Annotated in this window: 19 protein-coding genes and 1 pseudogene; 7 read left to right on the top strand and 13 right to left on the bottom strand. The window is 38.9% G+C overall.

Annotation, left to right across the window (positions count from 1 at the left end):
• Window positions 1-85: 85 nt before the first annotated feature.
• Window positions 86-981 (bottom strand): annotated as a pseudogene (locus HNP81_RS24615) (AAA family ATPase).
• Between the two features lie 171 nt (window positions 982-1,152).
• On the bottom strand, window positions 1,153-1,743 hold the full coding sequence (locus tag HNP81_RS10745; RefSeq protein ID WP_028393727.1) for a peptidylprolyl isomerase: 591 nt from the start codon (window positions 1,741-1,743) through the stop codon (window positions 1,153-1,155).
• 296 nt (window positions 1,744-2,039) lie between these two features.
• On the opposite strand from HNP81_RS10745, the gene kapB reads away from it, so the two are divergent.
• Window positions 2,040-2,426 (top strand): kinase-associated lipoprotein KapB, encoded by a 387-nt coding sequence (kapB, locus tag HNP81_RS10740; RefSeq protein WP_028393726.1) that lies wholly within the window; start codon window positions 2,040-2,042, stop codon window positions 2,424-2,426.
• 37 nt (window positions 2,427-2,463) lie between these two features.
• On the opposite strand, the gene kapD is transcribed toward kapB, so the two are convergent.
• From kapD to HNP81_RS10715, 5 genes are all read right to left on the bottom strand, one after another.
• Window positions 2,464-3,087, bottom strand: coding sequence for a 3'-5' exonuclease KapD (gene kapD / locus HNP81_RS10735; protein WP_028393725.1), 624 nt, complete (start codon window positions 3,085-3,087; stop codon window positions 2,464-2,466).
• An 810-nt stretch (window positions 3,088-3,897) separates the two neighbouring features.
• Window positions 3,898-4,296: a hotdog fold thioesterase gene (locus tag HNP81_RS10730; protein ID WP_034302387.1), complete on the bottom strand. Its 399-nt coding sequence runs from the start codon at window positions 4,294-4,296 to the stop codon at window positions 3,898-3,900.
• 119 nt (window positions 4,297-4,415) lie between these two features.
• Window positions 4,416-4,994, bottom strand: coding sequence for a 5' nucleotidase, NT5C type (locus tag HNP81_RS10725; RefSeq protein ID WP_182502612.1), 579 nt, complete (start codon window positions 4,992-4,994; stop codon window positions 4,416-4,418).
• 205 nt (window positions 4,995-5,199) lie between these two features.
• The gene (gene ribD, locus HNP81_RS10720; RefSeq protein ID WP_028393722.1) at window positions 5,200-6,300 is read right to left on the bottom strand and encodes a bifunctional diaminohydroxyphosphoribosylaminopyrimidine deaminase/5-amino-6-(5-phosphoribosylamino)uracil reductase RibD; all 1,101 of its coding nucleotides are present in this window, start codon (window positions 6,298-6,300) and stop codon (window positions 5,200-5,202) included.
• Window positions 6,297-7,052 (bottom strand): GTP cyclohydrolase II, encoded by a 756-nt coding sequence (locus HNP81_RS10715; RefSeq protein WP_182502611.1) that lies wholly within the window; start codon window positions 7,050-7,052, stop codon window positions 6,297-6,299. The genes ribD and HNP81_RS10715 overlap by 4 nt, the downstream gene beginning before the upstream one ends.
• Before the next feature lie 306 nt (window positions 7,053-7,358).
• Between HNP81_RS10715 and HNP81_RS24915 the strand changes: the two genes are divergently transcribed.
• Window positions 7,359-7,544, top strand: coding sequence for a YuzC family spore coat inner layer protein (locus tag HNP81_RS24915; protein WP_512698950.1), 186 nt, complete (start codon window positions 7,359-7,361; stop codon window positions 7,542-7,544).
• A 263-nt stretch (window positions 7,545-7,807) separates the two neighbouring features.
• Here HNP81_RS24915 and HNP81_RS10710 read toward each other — a convergent pair whose 3' ends face one another.
• The gene (locus HNP81_RS10710; RefSeq protein WP_182502610.1) at window positions 7,808-9,310 is read right to left on the bottom strand and encodes a leucyl aminopeptidase; all 1,503 of its coding nucleotides are present in this window, start codon (window positions 9,308-9,310) and stop codon (window positions 7,808-7,810) included.
• Window positions 9,311-9,935: 625 nt separating this feature from the next.
• Between HNP81_RS10710 and HNP81_RS10705 the strand changes: the two genes are divergently transcribed.
• Window positions 9,936-10,415 (top strand): divergent PAP2 family protein, encoded by a 480-nt coding sequence (locus HNP81_RS10705; RefSeq protein WP_028393719.1) that lies wholly within the window; start codon window positions 9,936-9,938, stop codon window positions 10,413-10,415.
• Window positions 10,416-10,603: 188 nt separating this feature from the next.
• Here the strand turns inward: HNP81_RS10705 and spsC are convergent, their stop codons facing one another.
• From spsC to HNP81_RS10690, 3 genes are all read right to left on the bottom strand, one after another.
• Window positions 10,604-11,290 (bottom strand): stationary phase survival protein SpsC, encoded by a 687-nt coding sequence (gene spsC / locus HNP81_RS10700; RefSeq protein WP_028393718.1) that lies wholly within the window; start codon window positions 11,288-11,290, stop codon window positions 10,604-10,606.
• A 142-nt stretch (window positions 11,291-11,432) separates the two neighbouring features.
• Window positions 11,433-11,750 carry a YuiB family protein gene (locus HNP81_RS10695; protein ID WP_028393717.1) on the bottom strand — a complete coding sequence of 106 codons (318 nt, stop codon included), beginning with the start codon at window positions 11,748-11,750 and terminating at the stop codon, window positions 11,433-11,435.
• Window positions 11,751-12,277: 527 nt separating this feature from the next.
• The gene (locus HNP81_RS10690; RefSeq protein ID WP_028393716.1) at window positions 12,278-12,760 is read right to left on the bottom strand and encodes an NUDIX domain-containing protein; all 483 of its coding nucleotides are present in this window, start codon (window positions 12,758-12,760) and stop codon (window positions 12,278-12,280) included.
• A 540-nt stretch (window positions 12,761-13,300) separates the two neighbouring features.
• Here HNP81_RS10690 and HNP81_RS10685 point away from each other — a divergent pair.
• Window positions 13,301-14,296 carry an NAD(P)/FAD-dependent oxidoreductase gene (locus HNP81_RS10685; RefSeq protein ID WP_182502658.1) on the top strand — a complete coding sequence of 332 codons (996 nt, stop codon included), beginning with the start codon at window positions 13,301-13,303 and terminating at the stop codon, window positions 14,294-14,296.
• Between the two features lie 381 nt (window positions 14,297-14,677).
• Window positions 14,678-14,824 (top strand): hypothetical protein, encoded by a 147-nt coding sequence (locus HNP81_RS10680; protein WP_182502609.1) that lies wholly within the window; start codon window positions 14,678-14,680, stop codon window positions 14,822-14,824.
• 81 nt (window positions 14,825-14,905) lie between these two features.
• On the opposite strand, the gene HNP81_RS10675 is transcribed toward HNP81_RS10680, so the two are convergent.
• Window positions 14,906-15,268 (bottom strand): HesB/IscA family protein, encoded by a 363-nt coding sequence (locus HNP81_RS10675; RefSeq protein WP_182502608.1) that lies wholly within the window; start codon window positions 15,266-15,268, stop codon window positions 14,906-14,908.
• A 187-nt stretch (window positions 15,269-15,455) separates the two neighbouring features.
• Between HNP81_RS10675 and HNP81_RS10670 the strand changes: the two genes are divergently transcribed.
• A complete protein-coding gene (locus HNP81_RS10670) occupies window positions 15,456-16,169 on the top strand; it encodes a DUF2225 domain-containing protein (protein ID WP_028393712.1) in 714 nt (237 codons plus the stop codon).
• Between the two features lie 459 nt (window positions 16,170-16,628).
• Here the strand turns inward: HNP81_RS10670 and HNP81_RS10665 are convergent, their stop codons facing one another.
• A complete protein-coding gene (locus tag HNP81_RS10665; protein WP_028393711.1) occupies window positions 16,629-16,865 on the bottom strand; it encodes a YuzB family protein in 237 nt (78 codons plus the stop codon).
• Between the two features lie 291 nt (window positions 16,866-17,156).
• Here HNP81_RS10665 and HNP81_RS10660 point away from each other — a divergent pair, with 291 nt between their 5' ends.
• Window positions 17,157-18,224, top strand: coding sequence for an NAD(P)/FAD-dependent oxidoreductase (locus tag HNP81_RS10660; RefSeq protein ID WP_028393710.1), 1,068 nt, complete (start codon window positions 17,157-17,159; stop codon window positions 18,222-18,224).
• The last annotated feature ends 89 nt before the right edge of the window (window positions 18,225-18,313 follow it).

Below are 18,313 nucleotides of genomic sequence, written 5' to 3'. Positions count from 1 at the left end.
GGAATTATGCGTTGAATTTGTAAAATATTTATGAGTCGAATTCAAAATACAGGCGTCAAACCAGTATGTAGCTAAATCTCCCTAGTTATTTTAACAAATGATAAAGCAAGCGATCTTTATCTTCAAAAAACTGCTTCATGATTGTATAATGATTCGTGTCCTCAAGCTTTGTCTCGCTCAGCCCTTCTTCTGTCATTTCGATAATCTTCGCATCGGGATACGCCATAATGATGGGTGAATGAGTAGCAATAATAAACCGTGAATTAAGTTGAATAAGCTCCTGCATTCTCGATAGCAAAGAAAGTTGTCGAAGTGGAGATAAGGCGGCTTCAGGCTCATCCAATATGTAAAAACCTTGTCCGCTAAATCGGTTCGTAAAAGCGGCGAAAAATGATTCCCCGTGAGATTGTTCATGAAGGGACTTACCGCCAAAAGAATCGATTATTCTCGGCCCGAAGCCACCTATGTCCAATTCTTCAATCGTAGACGCGACATTATAAAGTGAAACTTCAATCAGCGGGGTCTTTCTTCCCCCACTGATTGTTAGTTGAACCAATCGGGCTTTTACGGGCAGTTATCCCCCACCTACGCTTCTTCGATTCCCCTAAACCTTGAGGTGGGGGACTTACTGCTCGTTAATGCGGGATAAAACGTTTCAGCACGAAGAAAAAAACCATCCCTCGGCTTTTTCGTCCCCTTCACAAGCCGTACATATTCGTACAAATTAGAATGGGTCTCTTTCGTAGAAAAGTTAAAGTTAATCGTGCCTCCTTCCGCGTTAAAACCGAAAGCAACAGCAAACGCCTCCAGTAAAGTGAACTTCCCCATACCATTTTCGCCGACGAAAAATGTAATATTGGGATGAAGTTCAACATTAGTCAAAGGACGAACGGCCGGCAAACTGAACGGATAGGTATCAAACGAAGGAATAGCCTCTCTCTTCAACTCAACTCTTCGAATATAACTTTCTAGAGGCAACATGGCTACGCTCCTTATCTTTATTTTTGGCTCTGTTAAACTTGAATGTGCATTGTAAGAATATGATTCTTTACCACAGCCATTTTATAAAAGCACCTAGAGGTTTTTTCATGAGGAAATAAGTGGTGATCAAAAAAAGAAACGAGAGACCAATCTCTCCCGTTTCTCTAGAATTTAGACTAATTTAATCGATTGAATCACGATGTCTTCAGCTGGTTTATCACCGTAAGTTGTTTTTGCATTAGCAATGGCATCGACTACATCCATGCCTTCCACAACTTGTCCAAAAACAGAATGCTTATGGTCAAGCCAAGGAGTACCACCAGTTGACATGTAAGCTTCAATAATTTCTTCTGGGTAGCCTGCTTGTTTCATTTGTTCACCCATTCTTGAGTCAACATGTTGTGCTTGAACGATAAAGAATTGACTTCCATTCGTCCCTGGTCCAGCATTGGCCATAGATAATGCGCCACGCAGATTGAATAATTGCATAGAGAATTCATCTTCAAATGGAGCTCCCCAAATGCTTTCTCCACCCATACCAGTTCCTTGTGGATCCCCACCTTGAATCATGAAATCTTTAATTACACGGTGGAAAATAATCCCGTCATAATAGCCGTTCTCAGCGTGTGTTAAGAAGTTCTCAACTGTTTTTGGAGCTAATTCAGGAAAAAATTTAATTTTGATATTTCCTTGGCTCGTTTCCATAATGACTGCTTTTTCATTTTCTAATACTTCAGATGTTAATTGTGGATAGTTCGTCATTTAAAATCCCTTCTTTCCTATAAATAATCCGTCCATAATAATGAATCTACTATTATGTGCTTCAATTGTACACTTTACACGAATCCATTAGCAAAGTGCAAGCGACTTGCCGGTAATGATGAATTCCGACTAGATTTGTCTCTTTTTTATATTACTTGAAAGGATTTAATTAACATCTTGTCCATTTTATTAATACACAATAGTAACCCTAATTTATATCTTCCTCTCCCAGTATTTGAAAGCCTTCTTTAAATTTTGTATGATGAAGAAAGTTTAGTAGGAAAAGGGGAATAGAAATGAGTGAAGAGAAATTTTCAGTTGGGGACAAGGTTTCCGCGATTTATAAAACAGGGAAATATTTAGGGGAAATTACTGAAGAGAGGCCAAACGCTTATCTTGTCCGTGTTCTTGCTGTTGCCAAGCACCCTATGCAAGGTGATTTACACCATCCAAAACAAGTTGATGTCGCCTTGTTCCATCAGCGCCGAGCACTCGCTTTCCGTGAACAAATGAATGTGCCTAAAAATATGGTTAGAGCGTACACAAGTGAGATTCCCGATTATAAACAATCGCTGCAACAATCGGTTGAAGCGATGAAACAAAAGCTGTCAGAGACTCAAGACGATTGGAATCAAAGAAGTCTGCAACAGATCGAAGAACTAGAGAAAGACTATTTTAAATAAATGCGTAAAAGCCAAATCAATTCTTATGATTTGGCTTTTATAATACAAGTTTATTTAAAACTTTAGACAAATCAATCCGATCCCCAATCGTTGTAGGCTGGTGATTTTTCATATAGCTTTTATCTTTCTCTACTAATTTATAAATATTATACGTTGTCATCGCATCATCAAGAGCACGATGGTGCCGTCCTGTTCCTTCTTTTCCATAAGCCTGTACCGCTTTCCACAGACCTGTTTGGTTTTGATCTCCAAAAAAGCGTTTATACTCCATTGATAAGTCAATTTGTTCCCCAGTAAAAGGAAACTCCACTCCAGCTTTTTGACAATTATTACGCAACACCTTCATATCCATATTTCCCCATGTAACGATCTTTGTTGGACACTTCTGATCATAACTTTGTAATAATATTACAAGTTCGGCAAAACTAATACCTTGATTTACCTGACTTTGAGAAATATGAAGAAATCTTTTGCAGCGCTCTGTTAAATGTGAAAACTTATTAGGAACAACAAACGAAGAAAATTGATCACCTAATTTATCATCTATTACAGAAACAAAGCCGACTTCAATAATTTCCTGATAAAAACCCTCAGGCTTCCCCTTTCCCTCTGGCATGGTAAACTCAAAGTCAATGAATAAGTATTGTTCCATGTCTTTCATCCCCCTTTTCTAAAAACTTATTGTTGTATTATAACAGAATATTATAAAAAATTTAGTTTTTTCTTTCCCTAACATTGTTCTACATCTCTATCAACAATTCCTCTTCCAATTTGTTAGAACTTACCCTCACTGATGGTTAGCCCCGTTCTACTGTCGATAAGATCTTTGCTTTCAACTTCGATCAATCGAACAGTGCGAACTAAGATTCAGTGAATCACAGACTAAATGCGCCGCTTCTTTAGTCTTTCGTCAATTTGACCTTCATCCTATCGGCCTCATCAAAAACCGTAAAAAGCACTCACAGTAGCTCACCAATCAGGCTATGGGCAATTGTCCCCCACCTATATCTTTGTTACTAAAAAAATTAGTTGAAGAATACTAACAGCAGAAGATGCTACAGTCGTTATACAGCATCATACGCATCAGCTTGTCTCGTTGCTTGGGGGAAAGAATTATTAAATAAATTCTTTCTATCATACATAATAAATCTATTATTAGCCTAGTTCAGCATGAAGTCATTTCACGTCTTTACCTTGTTAGCTTCTTCGATTCCTCTAAGCCTTGAATTGGGGGACGCCTGTTCATGCGAGATAAAACCTATTAGCGGCTAGACCGCTTGTGCGGAACTTGTTATAAGATGCTTTGAAAGGGTAGTAAAAGGTAAGAATGCGCAGGAAGGTTTGAAGGGGGAGTTCATTACGAAAGGGTCAGAACCCGCAACTGCTACAAACAGTTTAATTGAAGGGGAATAATACGCTAAACTGTGTGATGGAGTACTAAGTTAGACCCTGTCGTAAATTGATAGATGTGTTAGTTTTTCTGTTTCAGTACAATAACTGCCAATGTACAGCGGGATACGCAAATAAGCTGGTCTTCTTCATCACGAATTTTAATGTCCCAAACCATCGTTGTTTTTCCTCTATGAAGAATATTTGCTTCAGCTGTTACAATACCAGAACGTTTTCCTTTAATATGATTGGCATTGATCTCGAGTCCAACAACAGCTTCTTTTGTTTTGTCTACAAGCTCATAGCCACCAATACTCGCAGCGGTTTCAGCAAGTGCCACGGAAGCACCACCATGAAGTAATCCAACTGGCTGCCATGTTCTTTCATCAACTGGCATCGTGGCAATGACTTTCCCTTTACTCAACTCTATTATTTCAATCCCTAATGATTTCAACATTGATTTTTCAATATTGTATTCCATAGACTTTCCCCCTTTTTCATCAGTATTAAATGAAAGTAACGAAGGGGTCTTGCCCCCACATCTATTATATCGTTTACACGATAGGTAAATGACAAAAAACCTGGCCTAAACCGGAAAGCTTATAGGCCAGGTTTTTTATCAGCAATGATTTCCTGTAAATCAAACCAGCTCAAAAGCCTCGGAATCTTCAATTCTTGGTTATAACTGTTGTCAATCGCGAATACTTTTGTCGGAACATCCAATAAAGTTTCTAGTACAGCTGGTTTATCGTCAAAATAATAATCTAATTGTAGATCCTCAATAATTCGGATTTTTTCTTTATCCTTCATCCCGCAAAAGAAATGTCCTTCTTTTACTGGAAATTGATTTTGAATAAGCCAGTCTTTAGTCCGTTCGCAATGCTCAGCATTCCTTGCAGTAATATAGAAGACCTCATGGCCATCCTTGACAAGCTGCTGCAACGTTTCAATTGCTCCTTCAAATGCAGGGCAAGTTGTATAGTAAATTTCTTCTGCTAAACTATTCCACATTGCTCCGCCTTCTTGTGCAGTTAGTCCAAACGGTTCATGAATTTCCAATGTGTTCAAAGCTTTAAATGCCGATAATTCCACGTTTTTGTTTAATTTTTTGTTATATAAATGAAAGGCATGCTCTCGTAAATTGATTAAAGTATCATCGATATCGAAACCAAATTTCAACTTGTTTCCTCCCCATATAATCTGAAACTTCAATCAGTGGGTATTCTTCCTCCCCACTGATGGTTAGTCCAGTTCTACTGTCGCTAAGGTTCAACGAGACACAGACTAAGTGCACTGCGTCCATTGGTCTATCGTCTGTGTGACCCACCAATCGGGCTTTTACGGGCAGTTAACCCGTTCATAGTAAACTACATTCTTTCCTCTTTCATCCCTTGATAGTAGGATAGGCTGTAATGCATAAATCTTCACCGATTTTTTCAATATGATGGAAGCTTAGATCTCTCGCTTCACCCATCGTTTCTGAATCTGCACCAGCAAAAGGAGTAAGTGAATGTTTGCCAGCAAGAACCTTTGGCGCTACATACACAATATATTTATCAATCAAACCAGCCCGCAGAAAAGAAGCATTGATTTCTCCGCCACCTTCAACTAGGACATCGGTAACACCTCGACGATAAAGTTCGTTTAATAGATACTCCAGATTCAATCCCGTTTCAGTTAACGGCACATCGATGAGCTCAACTCCCTTATCGATTAAGGCCGCTCTTTTCTCAGCATCTGTTCCCTCTGACGTGACAATCCAAGTCTTTGCCTCTTTGCATTCGGTCACTTTTGCTTCTAACGGCGTACGCAATTGGCTATCTACAATAATGCGGATTGGGCTCTTGCCTCCTTCAGGTAAGCGGGTTGTAAGCGAAGGATTATCTGCCAGTACGGTACCTATCCCGACCAAAATCGAATCGACTTCATTACGTAACTGGTGGACGGAACGGCGCGCTTCTTCTCCAGTGATCCATTGCGAATGGCCTGTGTGAGTTGCAAGTTTGCCATCTAGCGTCATAGCTGTTTTAGAGATGACGAAAGGTCGTTTTGTTTTCATATTATGAATAAACCGTTCATTGAGTAATATTGCCTCGTGCTCCAAAACGCCTACTTCAACATCTATTCCTGCTTCTCTTAGTAATCGAATTCCTCTTCCTGCCACAGATGGATTCGGATCTTGAGTAGCTACGACCACACGACTTACTTCAGACTCTTTCACTAAATTGGCACAAGGTGGTGTTTTTCCGAAGTGTGAACAAGGCTCAAGTGTTACATATAGAGTTGCTCCACGTGCATAGTCCCCAGCCATCTTAAACGCATGTACTTCTGCATGGGGTTCTCCTGCTTTCCGATGAATTCCAGTGCCTACGATCACTCCATCTTTTACAATTACCGCTCCGACAACAGGATTCGGATTCGTCTTTCCTTTGGCTGTAGCTGCTAAATCAAGCGCCAACTGCATATATTCATGATCTGTTTTCACTTTATCAGTGCTCCTATATAGTCTTCTTGTGGAATATGACCTGATTTCTTTATTTTTGTATCTAAATAAAAGCTGTTTGTTTCAGTCAAGCCGCCCCATAACGGGATATGTTCATTAGCAGTCAAGCCGTGATCTCGCAATGCTTCTAGTTTTTTCGGATTATTTGTAATGAGAACGACTGGTTTATCTCTCAGTTCTTCAAGTACTCGGATGGCGCCCTCATAAGAACGCGTATCATCTTCAAATCCTAACGCGTGGTTCGCTTCTACTGTGTCTAATCCTTCTTGCTGCAAAATGTAGGCAAGTGATTTCGATAACAGACCGATGCCTCGCCCTTCGTGGTCAGCTAAATAAAAGAGAGCGCCACAACCATGCTCTGTTATCATTTTCATCGATTGATGAAGCTGGTAGCCACAATCGCACCGCTTACTTCCGAAGATATCGCCGGTATGGCAGATGCTATGCATTCTCACTAACGCTTGTTCAGATTGCTTAAAATCACCATAAACTAGCACAGAAGATTGTTGAGCGAAAGCTAAATTAGCCGTTGCTAACGATTCAAGGACATCTTCTTTTGTTTGAATCTTGTCATCAAGCTCAAGCCATGTGTACCACTGGAATACAGCTGAAAAATCACCTTGTTCAACAGGAAGGTTTACGGGTCCTACAAGACATATTTCTCCCTTACCTGGATTTTGTATCATTTGCATTTTATCTATTAATATTTCTTTAATTTGTGGAGTTATAATCATATCGATCACCTGACCTTTAGGATTTTCAAATTCCTTACTTTTTGTAACTAGGTATTAATAATATCATAAACCTAATACATTTAAAATACAAATAATGATGCACTAATTTAAAAATTTTTCCTTTTTGTTGAGCAGCATACCATTTGGATACTCTTCATATAAGAACAGCTTGAAAGGTGAGGTCTTTTTGACAGAAAATCATGTAAGGTTTTCTGATGACTACCCATATTCCCATCATCAAGATGTATTTCGCCAGTTTCTTTCTGTTAATCCAGGCTTACTCATTCTATCGGCAAACACAGTTTAATGCACAGAAAGTTGTCAATACTTTCGCCATGTCTCGTCCATTTTCAGAGTAAGCTTATGGCAGCAGTGCAGCAATCAAAAACAGCTACTGTAACAGATATGATCCGTAAAACTAACTCTAAAACAGTTCCAGACACGACCTTTAACCCTGATGGAATCCACTTGGTTTCCAACCAACCCCCATGAAGACGGCTGACATATTATCGCTTTAAATGTTAAATTTTCAATCAAGATGAGATAGTCCTAAAAAAAGACTGATTCATAAAATATTCCATCGAATCAGTCTTTTTCATGTTGAGAGCAAAGGGTTAGACCCCGCAACAACTACATACAGTATAAGGTAAGTGTATTACAACACTAATATGTTAGAGTGCGGGGTCAGCTTATGAGACATCCTCCATTTACACCATGAGGTTTGGTCTAAGCTTTCGTTAGGTAACCTCTTTTGCTTAATCTTCTAAACCAAAACGTTCTACGAGAGTAGCTAATGTTCTTACCATAACACCTGTTGCCCCAGAAGTACCTAAGTCTGATGCTGAATTGGTTACAGATGTACCAGCAATATCGAGATGCACCCAAGGCTTGTTTTCGGTAAACTCACCGATGAATGCTCCACCCATTATCGCATGTCCTGCAGCGCCCGGTGAGTTGTTCAAATCAGCAATCTTGCTGTTTCGCACGCGTTCTTTGTCTTTTTCAGTAATGGGAAGACGCCACATTGGTTCTCCTGTTTCATAAGAAGCTAATAGCACCTCTTCAAAGAATGCCTCATTATTCGTCATAGCCCCGGTCATATCCATTCCAAGTGCAGTGATCACACCACCTGTTAATGTAGCGATATCAACAAGATAATCTGCCCCTTGATGCAAGGCATATGTGATGGCATCTGCTAAAACAAGTCTTCCTTCCGCGTCTGTGTTCAGAACTTCGATAGTTTTTCCGCTCATCGAAGTAATTACATCATCCGGTTTAAAGGCGTTTCCACTAACCATGTTATCGGTAGATGGAATGACTGCCACAACATTCTGCTCTGGTTTCAATTCACCGATAATTTCCATTGCACCAAGAACGGCTGCTGCACCACCCATATCTGTTTTCATACCGACAATGCCCGCCTTCGTTTTCAGGGAGTATCCACCTGTATCGAAGGTAATTCCTTTCCCTACTAGACCGATTACATCTTTCCAATCATCTTTGCCTTGATATTTTAGAACAATCATTTTAGGAGGTTCAACGGATCCCTGATTTACAGCAAGAATAGCACCCATCCCAAGCTTTTGCATAACTTCTTTTTCAAGAATTTCCACTTCAAAATTATATTTTTCCCCGAGCTCGCGGGCATATTCAGCAAGATCAGTTGACGTTAATAAATTTCCGGGCGTATTCACAAGCGTACGTGCTGAATTCGTAGCACTTCCATATACTTGGCCAACTTGTAATGAAGAAAGGATCTCATCTCCGTCCTCTTCACTATAGATGGTAAATGATTCAATTCGTTTTTCAACGGCGTTTGATTTTTGTTTATAGCCTGCAAATTGATAAGTCGAAAGCTCAAATGCCTCACTTAATGCATGAGCTGCATCTAGGATATCGACTTTTTCAGTAATAAATGTATCTAATGCAGCTGCCGCTGACGTCATTTTTGCATCTTTCAAAGTTTTGAATGCTTTTCCAAGAGCCTCACGTAATATTTCGAAGGTTAATTCCTTTTCTTTTCCTAGGCCTACGAAAATAAAACGTTTAACTCTAACCTTACCTAATGTATGTATTTTTGAGATGGATTTCTTCTTTGCAGAAATCTCACCATCTTTCACTAATTCCGTTAACTGACCATCTAACAGCTGATCTGCTAATAACCCCGGCCCTGCAAATTTTACCGGTTTCTCGAACACACCGATTAATAAACACTCTTCGTGTTGATTGAAATCCAACTCATTTTTCACGATAAACATTGTAACTTCTCCTCCTGTTATTCTCTATTATAGCTAATTTTACAATCTGTTTCGAATGAATCCTTCCGTCTCTAGACACTCTTGAAGTTTACATGATTAACTTTTAGTATAAGGATATGGGAACGGGGCTTCGCGATTTACTAAATTAGGCAATCTCCTTAGTAGGTATACTTATTTTATCGAGAAAACATCCAAAATTCCGGCTCCGCACCGCCACCATTGGGATTAGGCGAGTGCAGCGTGCTACTTGATTGATCCTTGATCGTAAATAATGGCGTTTTAACGCTATATTCATTTGGTATATAAACATAGAGTTAGGAAAAATATAGAATCATGGCATACATATAATACATAATCTAGTTTTAAAAAGTAAAACTTCATGACTCTAAAGGTATCGAACCGTTTTAGGGGAATATAAAAAAGTTTACTTCACTTATCATTTATTAAGATCGAATGAATATTTTGCTGGAAGTTCGTGTTTAAAAAGAGGATAAAAATTGAGGCATAGGTGAGCGTTTTTCTCCCGTGTGAAAGCCAGGGTGACTAAGGCATACGCAAGCCATTTATCCGACCTTTTGAACACTCCCAAAAAAGGACACTTTAAAAAGAAAGTAGGCGGACATCTATGGAATTATTCTTTAATTTCCCTCTCGTTGCATCACTTATTGCAATCTTCTTTGCTCAATTTATTAAGGTACCTATTCACTATATTGCACTGCGTAAACTCGACTGGTCCTTGCTTACTTCTACTGGAGGAATGCCCAGTTCTCATTCTGCTGCTGTAACAGCACTTGCGACTGGTGTTGGCATTCAGTCAGGCATCTCCTCTCCTATTTTCGCAGTTGCAGCCGTATTTGCTATCATCACAATGTTTGATGCAACGGGTGTTAGACGACAAGCTGGTGAACAGGCTGTTGTCCTCAATAAACTTGTGGCTGATTTCAATGTTTTCGTTCAAGAAGCAAAAGACTGGCAAAAGAAAGAAGAACAGCAAAAACAACATAAACTGAAAGAATTACTTGGACATAAGCCCATTGAAGTATTCTTCGGCGGATTGACTGGAATCTTCATTGCCTTTATTTTATACTTTTTCGTATTTATATAAGGGCCTTCATTAGAAACTAGTACAACTTTATGCCGACAATCTCGAATGCCTGGATTCGTTATTATGAATGCACATAAAGAAACCCCAGCTACTTTTTTAGAGAACTGGGGTTTTTACAATTAGCGTCTTTAGATCGGGACTAACAATCAGCGGGATAATGAAACCTCCACTGATTGAAGTCTCATTATTTAATTTGATATATTTTTCCTGAATTGCTGACGGAACACTTGGATGGTTTCATCTTCATTTAGTAAAGTGAGGGCATCCTCAGTAAGTACACCTTCTCCTTCTTTCACTATGTATACATCCAATGTCTTTTTGCCCCAATTTTCATAGACATCCTCTACCGTGTCATAATACAAATCTAGTTTATTTCCTTGTATAGCACTTCCCTTGTCCGCAACGACTCCATAGCCATATCCCGGAATCCATAAAATTGTGCCAATTGGGAACACGTTTAGATCAGCAGCAATCGTGGAATATAAATCGCGCTTTACTTTAACACCTGAATAAGTGATGCCGTATAGAGGATGTCCTGGATTTTTCCCTGTCGATTCATAGCCTGCTGTATACCCTGTCGCAACCATTGTTTTGACAGGATATTGACTAATGTTTATTGGATCTTGTAAGTTTTTTTGAGTTTCTGTTATGGCCACATCTTGATTCGCTTCACTTGAAGAAGCTTGCACCTTGTTATGAAATACGTTCAACGAATTGAACGAAAAAGCTTTTTCCCATTTGCTTTTATAATTAGCTATCACTTTATTTACGATTTTCGCTTCTACACCTGTAATATGATAAAACGTAGAATGAAGCGCAAATACAAACAAGAATACAACTACTACTCTTTTCAAAATCACTTTAATACTATTCATTTAATAAACTCTCCTCCCACATCTTATATTTCTTTCCTGAATAGAAATGAAATATTCATGTAAGAAGAAAAAGCTTTATCATCAGTCAAATAACTAAAAAAATCATAGAAAAAACAGGATGCCCAAAGGACAGCCTGCTTGTTTAAAACATTTGATAGCCTTTCTTTCTCAAGACTTTAATAATAACCCCAGCCAAAATTGCACCTACCAGCCCACTTAATAAAATCGTTATATCTGCTGCATAAAGGCCAGCCAACTTTTCGCCTAAGCCGCCAAAGGCTTCACCAGGATGTCTAAAATACTCTATCAACTTTAATTCATTTACAATATAAATGGCTATAATCGGAAAAATTATGACCATTATCCAAGAAGAGCGGAATAGCATATTCAATAAAAAACCGATGCCAAAAAACAAGATAAAGAAAAGTACAACAGAAATAATTAATGTAGGAAGTGCCATATTCTCTCATATCCTCCTCAAAAAGCCTCCCTCTAAGTGTACTTAATGAGTCAGGACACGTCAATGGAATACATCGAAATATATGAATTGTGCAAACACTTTGAGTAACTTGATTAGCACTAAAAACCCCTTTATCCACAATCATGTAGCTCGCTATACTCACTTAATCACCATAGTGGAGGTTTGAAGCCGGATATAAGGGAATCTATTTACCCTTTTTGCTAAAGATTGTTGTTTTTAGCAACTAACGAATTCGAGAAGGTGTTGATTGTAGCGGAAGGTGCGAGAGTCCTGCTTAGAGAAGCGTGTTGAGGGAGACCCCGCAAGTGGGAAGCACTGAGGAGGCTCCTGAGATCGCCCACTTAAAAGCGAGTACCTGTAACGGAAATCAACCCAGGATAGTAGTGTACATATTATTTAAAAGCAACAACGTATACGAAAACAGCCTTCTATTCTAATAATATGTATACGCGCTTAGTAGATGGCTTTATTAGTGAGCCGCGAAGCCCCGTCCCCATATTCAACACTTATAAAAATAGCTTATATGACGTGTATTCAAATTGATTACCTGGATTCATTTCATCGAGCATTTGCTGCATACTCTCATTTTTATAAGAAAGAAGTTGATCCAATAATACAGAATGGTTGCCTTCTTGCATTAAGAGATGCGGATCTTCAAATTTAGCTTCGTATAACTCTTCCTCCTGAGCTCTAATATCGAAGCTTAAAGGTGTTAGCCGAAAGATTAACATATTATCGCTAATTTCGTTGCGGATAACTCCGCTCCTTACACCTATTAATCCAGCTACTGATGTATGAATTCCCGTTTCTTCAAGAACTTCTCTCACAATGGCCTTATCAACCGTTTCGTCATATTTTACAAATCCAGCCGGTAGCGACCACATTCCTTTTAAACCACCGTATTTCTTTTTCACAACTAACCATCTTCCATCTTTCAAAATCACAAGCCCAGATACAGCGAGCCATACATTGCGGCAACGTTCTTTCATCTCTTACTCACTCCTTTTACAAGTTATCCCATACTTATTGTAGAGTTCATCATATAATGTGAAAAGGAATATAAAAATATTGTAAGACAGTTATGAAAGATTCTCTTAATTAAGAGAAATGTGTAAAGTTTTATATTCATTCTACTTTTTGGAAAAACTATTCCTCGAAAAGATATTTATGCTTGCATTTTTCAAGCAAATTTATGTTTTTCTAGATAATTTCCCGAACATTCCATCTATATTATGTAATTATCATGCTGTTCTTCCCTTGTTTTATGTTAAAATACTATCATAAAGTGAAACTTCCATCAGTGGGGCTCCCCCTGATGGTTAGTCCCGTTCTAGTGTCGTTAAATCGCAGGTACCGCTTCTATTTAGCGACACTACGAACCCGATTGGTTCAACTGTATCTCACCAATCGGGGATTAACAGGCTGTTTATCTCTACCTATTATTTCTTGATTCTTGTACAAAATTGAGGTGAGGGTATTACAGCCTGTTAATCCAGGAAAAGTTGATACGCTAAATGGAGGGATTCATGTTGGAAGAAAATCAAAAGGTTTACGATATTACAATAATCGGAGGCGGTCCTGTCGGTTTATTCACAGCATTCTATGGCGGAATGCGACAAGCCTCTGTAAAAATAATTGAAAGTTTACCACAACTAGGCGGACAATTATCGGCGTTATATCCAGAGAAATATATTTATGATATCGCTGGTTTCCCTAAAGTACGTGCTCAAGAGTTAATTGATAATTTAAAAGAGCAGATGGCGAAATTCGAACAAACGATTGTGCTCGAACAAGCTGTGCAAACGGTGGAGAAACAAGAGGATGGTGTCTTCAAGCTAACAACTGAAAATGACGTCCACTTTACGAAAACAGTCATTATTACAGCTGGAAATGGAGCGTTCCAACCGCGCCGAATCGAAATCGAAGATGCCATTCAATACGAAAAAAGCAATCTTCACTACTTTATCAATGATTTAAACCATTTCGCAGGTAAGAAAGTCGTTGTTTTCGGCGGCGGCGATTCAGCAGTTGACTGGGCGCTTATGCTTGAACCGATTGCTGAAAAAGTAACGATTGTTCACCGTCGCGATAAATTCCGTGCGCATGAACACAGCGTAGAAAACTTAAAAAATTCGAAAGTCGAAATCAAAACACCTTACGTACCAGCTGAGTTCATTGGTAACGGCACTGAAATTACGCAAGTCGTACTACAAGATGCGAAGGGTGAAGATCGTGAAGTTCATGATGTGGACGCAGTTATTGTCAATTATGGCTTTGTATCCTCCCTTGGTCCTATCAAAGACTGGGGCCTTGACATCCAGAAAAATAACATCGTCGTAAATTCCAAAATGGAAACAAATATTCCTGGCATTTATGCTGCAGGTGACATTTGCACATACGACGGAAAAGTCAAACTAATCGCAAGCGGATTTGGTGAAGCACCAACTGCCGTGAACAACGCGAAGCAATATATGGACCCTAAAGCAAGAGTTCAACCGATGCATAGTACTTCGATGTTTGAATAAGTGAAACTGCAATGAGACAGGATAGGATACTTACCTGTCTCATTTTTTTTAAGGCTCTGTTAAAAAATATTGTAAAGTAAAACGAGGCAATCAAAAAAGAACTCCTTCATTTTACTTTTTATTAGGCTGTTTTCACATACTTTGTTGCTTTTCAATCATTTTTACACTAATAACCCGGGTTGATTTCCGTTGCAGGTACTCGCTTTCCGCGGGCGGTCTCAGAAGCCTCCTCAGTGCTTTGCACTTGCGGGGTCTCCCTCAACACGCTTTTCCCGCAGGAGTCTCGCACCTTCCACTACAATCAACATCTGTTCGAATTGGTTTCTTGCTAAAAACAACAATCTTTACGAAAAGAGCCTTTTATTAATAGCAATAATAAATATGACTAATCCAATGATTCCTGCAATGATAATGGTCGTGAATATTTTTCCTCTGATAGCTATGATTTCGAAAACAAATGGAAAAATAAAAAAAGAAGCTGTCATTACGAAAGGGCCAGACCCAGCAACGACTATATACAGATTATAGTTAGTATTTTACTACTATAAACTGTGTCTAGAGTGCAAGGTCAGACCCTTTTGGGACACCTTCATTATCTATATCAATTTGTTAACAGTTTTCAGGTGTACCAGCATTTTTGGCCGTTTTAAATGAAGAACCACAACCACATGATGCGATTGCATTAGGATTTTCAATCGTAAAACCACCGCCCATTAGCGATTGTTTATAATCAATGACTGTCCCGTTTAAGATTGGACCATCTTCTTTATCAACAAGGATTTTTATTCCGAACTGTTCAAGCTCTTCGTCTGCTTCACCAGCACTTGGCTCAAAGCCCATTCCATAAGAAAGCCCTGTACAGCCGCCTCCTTTTACAGCAACTCGTAAAAAAGAACCTTCTTCACCGTTATGTTTCATCATTTCTTTTATTTGAAAAGAAGCTGCTTCCGTAATTGTAACAACTTGACTCATGATAAACCCTCCTTTTTTCATTTTACATAAGGAATGCTTTACAACTAGTATATACTATCAAAACCTTTATTCTCAACTTTCCGATATACCTATAGGAAAATAGTACAGCATATTTTCTAAACATCCTCTATAATAGGAATATAAGACCAAGTATATAGAACTATTTTTGATTAAAGGGGTGGGCATTGTGGAGACAATACAACCGTTATACGATAAACAATTGAAATGCCTAATGTGTGAACATTCATTTACATCTAAGAAAATCCGCTCACGGTTTGTGAAAGTAATCGCATACGATACTGACTTTTGCCCTTCATACAATGACGAGGAAAGCAATGCTCTTTATTATAATATTCACGTCTGTCCATGTTGCGGCTTTTCCAGTTCAGACGATTTCTCAAAATATTTCCCTCCGCTTACTAAGGAAGAAATTCAAACAAAGATATCCGCGCACTGGGTTCCACACCACTTCGGAGACAAACGAACCATTCAAGATGCAATCAGTACATATAAACTAGCTGGCTATTCTGCGATTTTGAAAAAGGAAAAGCACATCACAATAGCTGGAATTTTCTTACGTCTCGCCTGGCTATACCGAGGAAAAAAAGATCATGAGCAAGAAATACGATTCTTAAAAATCGCCCGACAGGAATATATGGAATCTTACTCAACAGATGACTTTAAGGGTACGCAAGTTTCTGAAGTGCGGATTCTATATTTAATCGGTGAACTGTCCCGACGCATTTCTGATATACAAACAGCGGTTAAATATTTTTCCATAATCATTGAGCAACAAAGCAGAGCTACTGAAACAACCATTATTAAAATGGCCAAAGAACGCTGGCAGGACATTCGAGAACAACGGGACAATAACCAAGACCATGAACTCATCAACTCGTAAAAACATCCTGAAGAAAACATGATGTTAAAACACCACTATACTAGTTGAAGATAAAATAACTAACCCTACTAAGGGGTGGATCGGTAAAGCAAGTGAACCAAGTCGGTCCTTGTTGCTTCACACAAAACGAATACGGCGTTAAAACGCTACTATTTACCATGAAAGATCCATCCAACAGCACGCTACACTCACCTAATCACAATAGCGGCGGTGCGGAGCCATATTTTAAAGTCTTTTCTTAATAAAGTACGGATATCTGCCAAGTAGATGGGCTAGATAAGTAAGTCGCGAAGCCCCGTCCCCATGTCCTGCAAACAAAAAAGAGGTTGTTCCACAACTTAAAGAATCAGACCCCACATCTACTATATTTCGTTTAAAGTGTACATGACACAATAACGGTTTACAGCATGTTAGGCCTAATCTTCTGGGACACCTCTTCTTATTTAATCGATCTATATATTAAAACAACGGATTGTCTTCAATTTGTTGATAGATATTTTTCACAAGATCTTCATTCGTTTCTCCTGTAACAACTTCTCCATCTACAAGGGCAAACATGGAACGCGCGCATATCCCACAGAAATTGAGGCAGCCGTATTCAATTACATCTAAATCCGGATCCCTTTCTAACTGCTCCATTGCTTGCTGCGAACCGCTTGCCAAGTTGCTGACACAAAATTCAATTAGCGGTTTCATTCCCTCACCTCACTATTACTAACAGAACATCTTACTCTACTTCCAAAGATTAGTCAAACAAAACACAATGGTAAATCTCTTTTAATTTAGTCGATGCGGTTGTAGTTTTAGCCTAACTTCGTTATACTTTTTATTGGAATATATACGATGCAACAGCATAGAAACAAGAAACAATCAGGGGTAGGTAGAACATAGTAAAGTGGAGATGTCCAAAAAGGAGCGAAACCTTTACTGGGCATTTTAAGAGAGCTTTATAATTATTATGCAAAACAAACAAAGGGGATATTCACAATGAAGAATTTAGTTATACTTGGCGGTGGATATGGGGGAATTAGAATTCTGCAAAAGTTACTTCCAAATCAACTTCCAGACGATATGTCCATTACACTCATCGATCGCAACCCATATCATTGCTTGAAAACTGAATATTATGGACTTGCTGCAGGAACAATTCCAGATCACCATATTCGGGTAGCTTTTCCAGAACACCCTAAGCTTCATTCCGTATATGGAGAAATTATTTCTGTAGATTTAGAAAATAAACAAGTTATTCTTAAAGATCAAGATCCTGTTTCTTATGATGATTTAGTCATTGGCTTAGGTTGTGAAGATAAGTTCCATAACATTCCAGGTGCAGATATATACACACATAGCATTCAAACAATAGATAAAACACGCCAAACATATCAAGCCTTGAATAACTTAGGCAATGGTGCTACTGTTTCCATCGTTGGCGGTGGGCTTAGTGGAGTAGAATTAGCAAGTGAGCTAATTGAAAGCCGTCCTGATTTACATGTTCGGTTATTTGACCGCGGTCCGCATATTCTGTCGGCCTTCCCTGAACGATTAAGCACGTACGTTGAAAGCTGGTTTAAAAAACACACGATCGATATCGTTCATCATTCAAATATCACCAAAGTTGAACCGAATACACTTTATAATGGCGATGAGCCAGTTCATAGTGATGTAATCGTCTGGACAGCCGGTATTCAGCCGAGTAAAATTGTCCGCGACCTTGATGTTAAAAAAGACAAACAAGGGCGGGTTATCCTTACACCACAGCATTTCCTTCCAAATGACGACAGCGTATTTGTAGTAGGTGACTGCGCAAGCTTACCGCAAGCTCCAAGTGCTCAATTAGCCGAAGGTCAAGCGGAACAAATCGTTACTGTTTTAGTGAAAAAATGGGCAAACGAGCCACTACCTGAAAGCTTCCCAGTCATTAAACTAAAAGGAACACTTGGCTCTCTTGGTAGCAAACATGGCTTCGGTCTTGTCGGTGAACGCCCGATCACAGGAAGAATGGCACGTTTATTAAAATCAGGTATTCTATGGCTATACAAGTATCATAATGGATAATTAGTTGATATAGAGGATATCCCCTATAACGAAAGGGTCAGACCCCACACTACAATATACAGTTCATATTAAGCTAAAGTGCTACTATG

It is taken from the genome of Peribacillus huizhouensis, from assembly GCF_014138605.1.
GTDB classification, from domain to species: domain Bacteria; phylum Bacillota; class Bacilli; order Bacillales; family DSM-1321; genus Peribacillus; species Peribacillus huizhouensis.
This window is presented reverse-complemented; position numbering and strand designations above follow the sequence as displayed.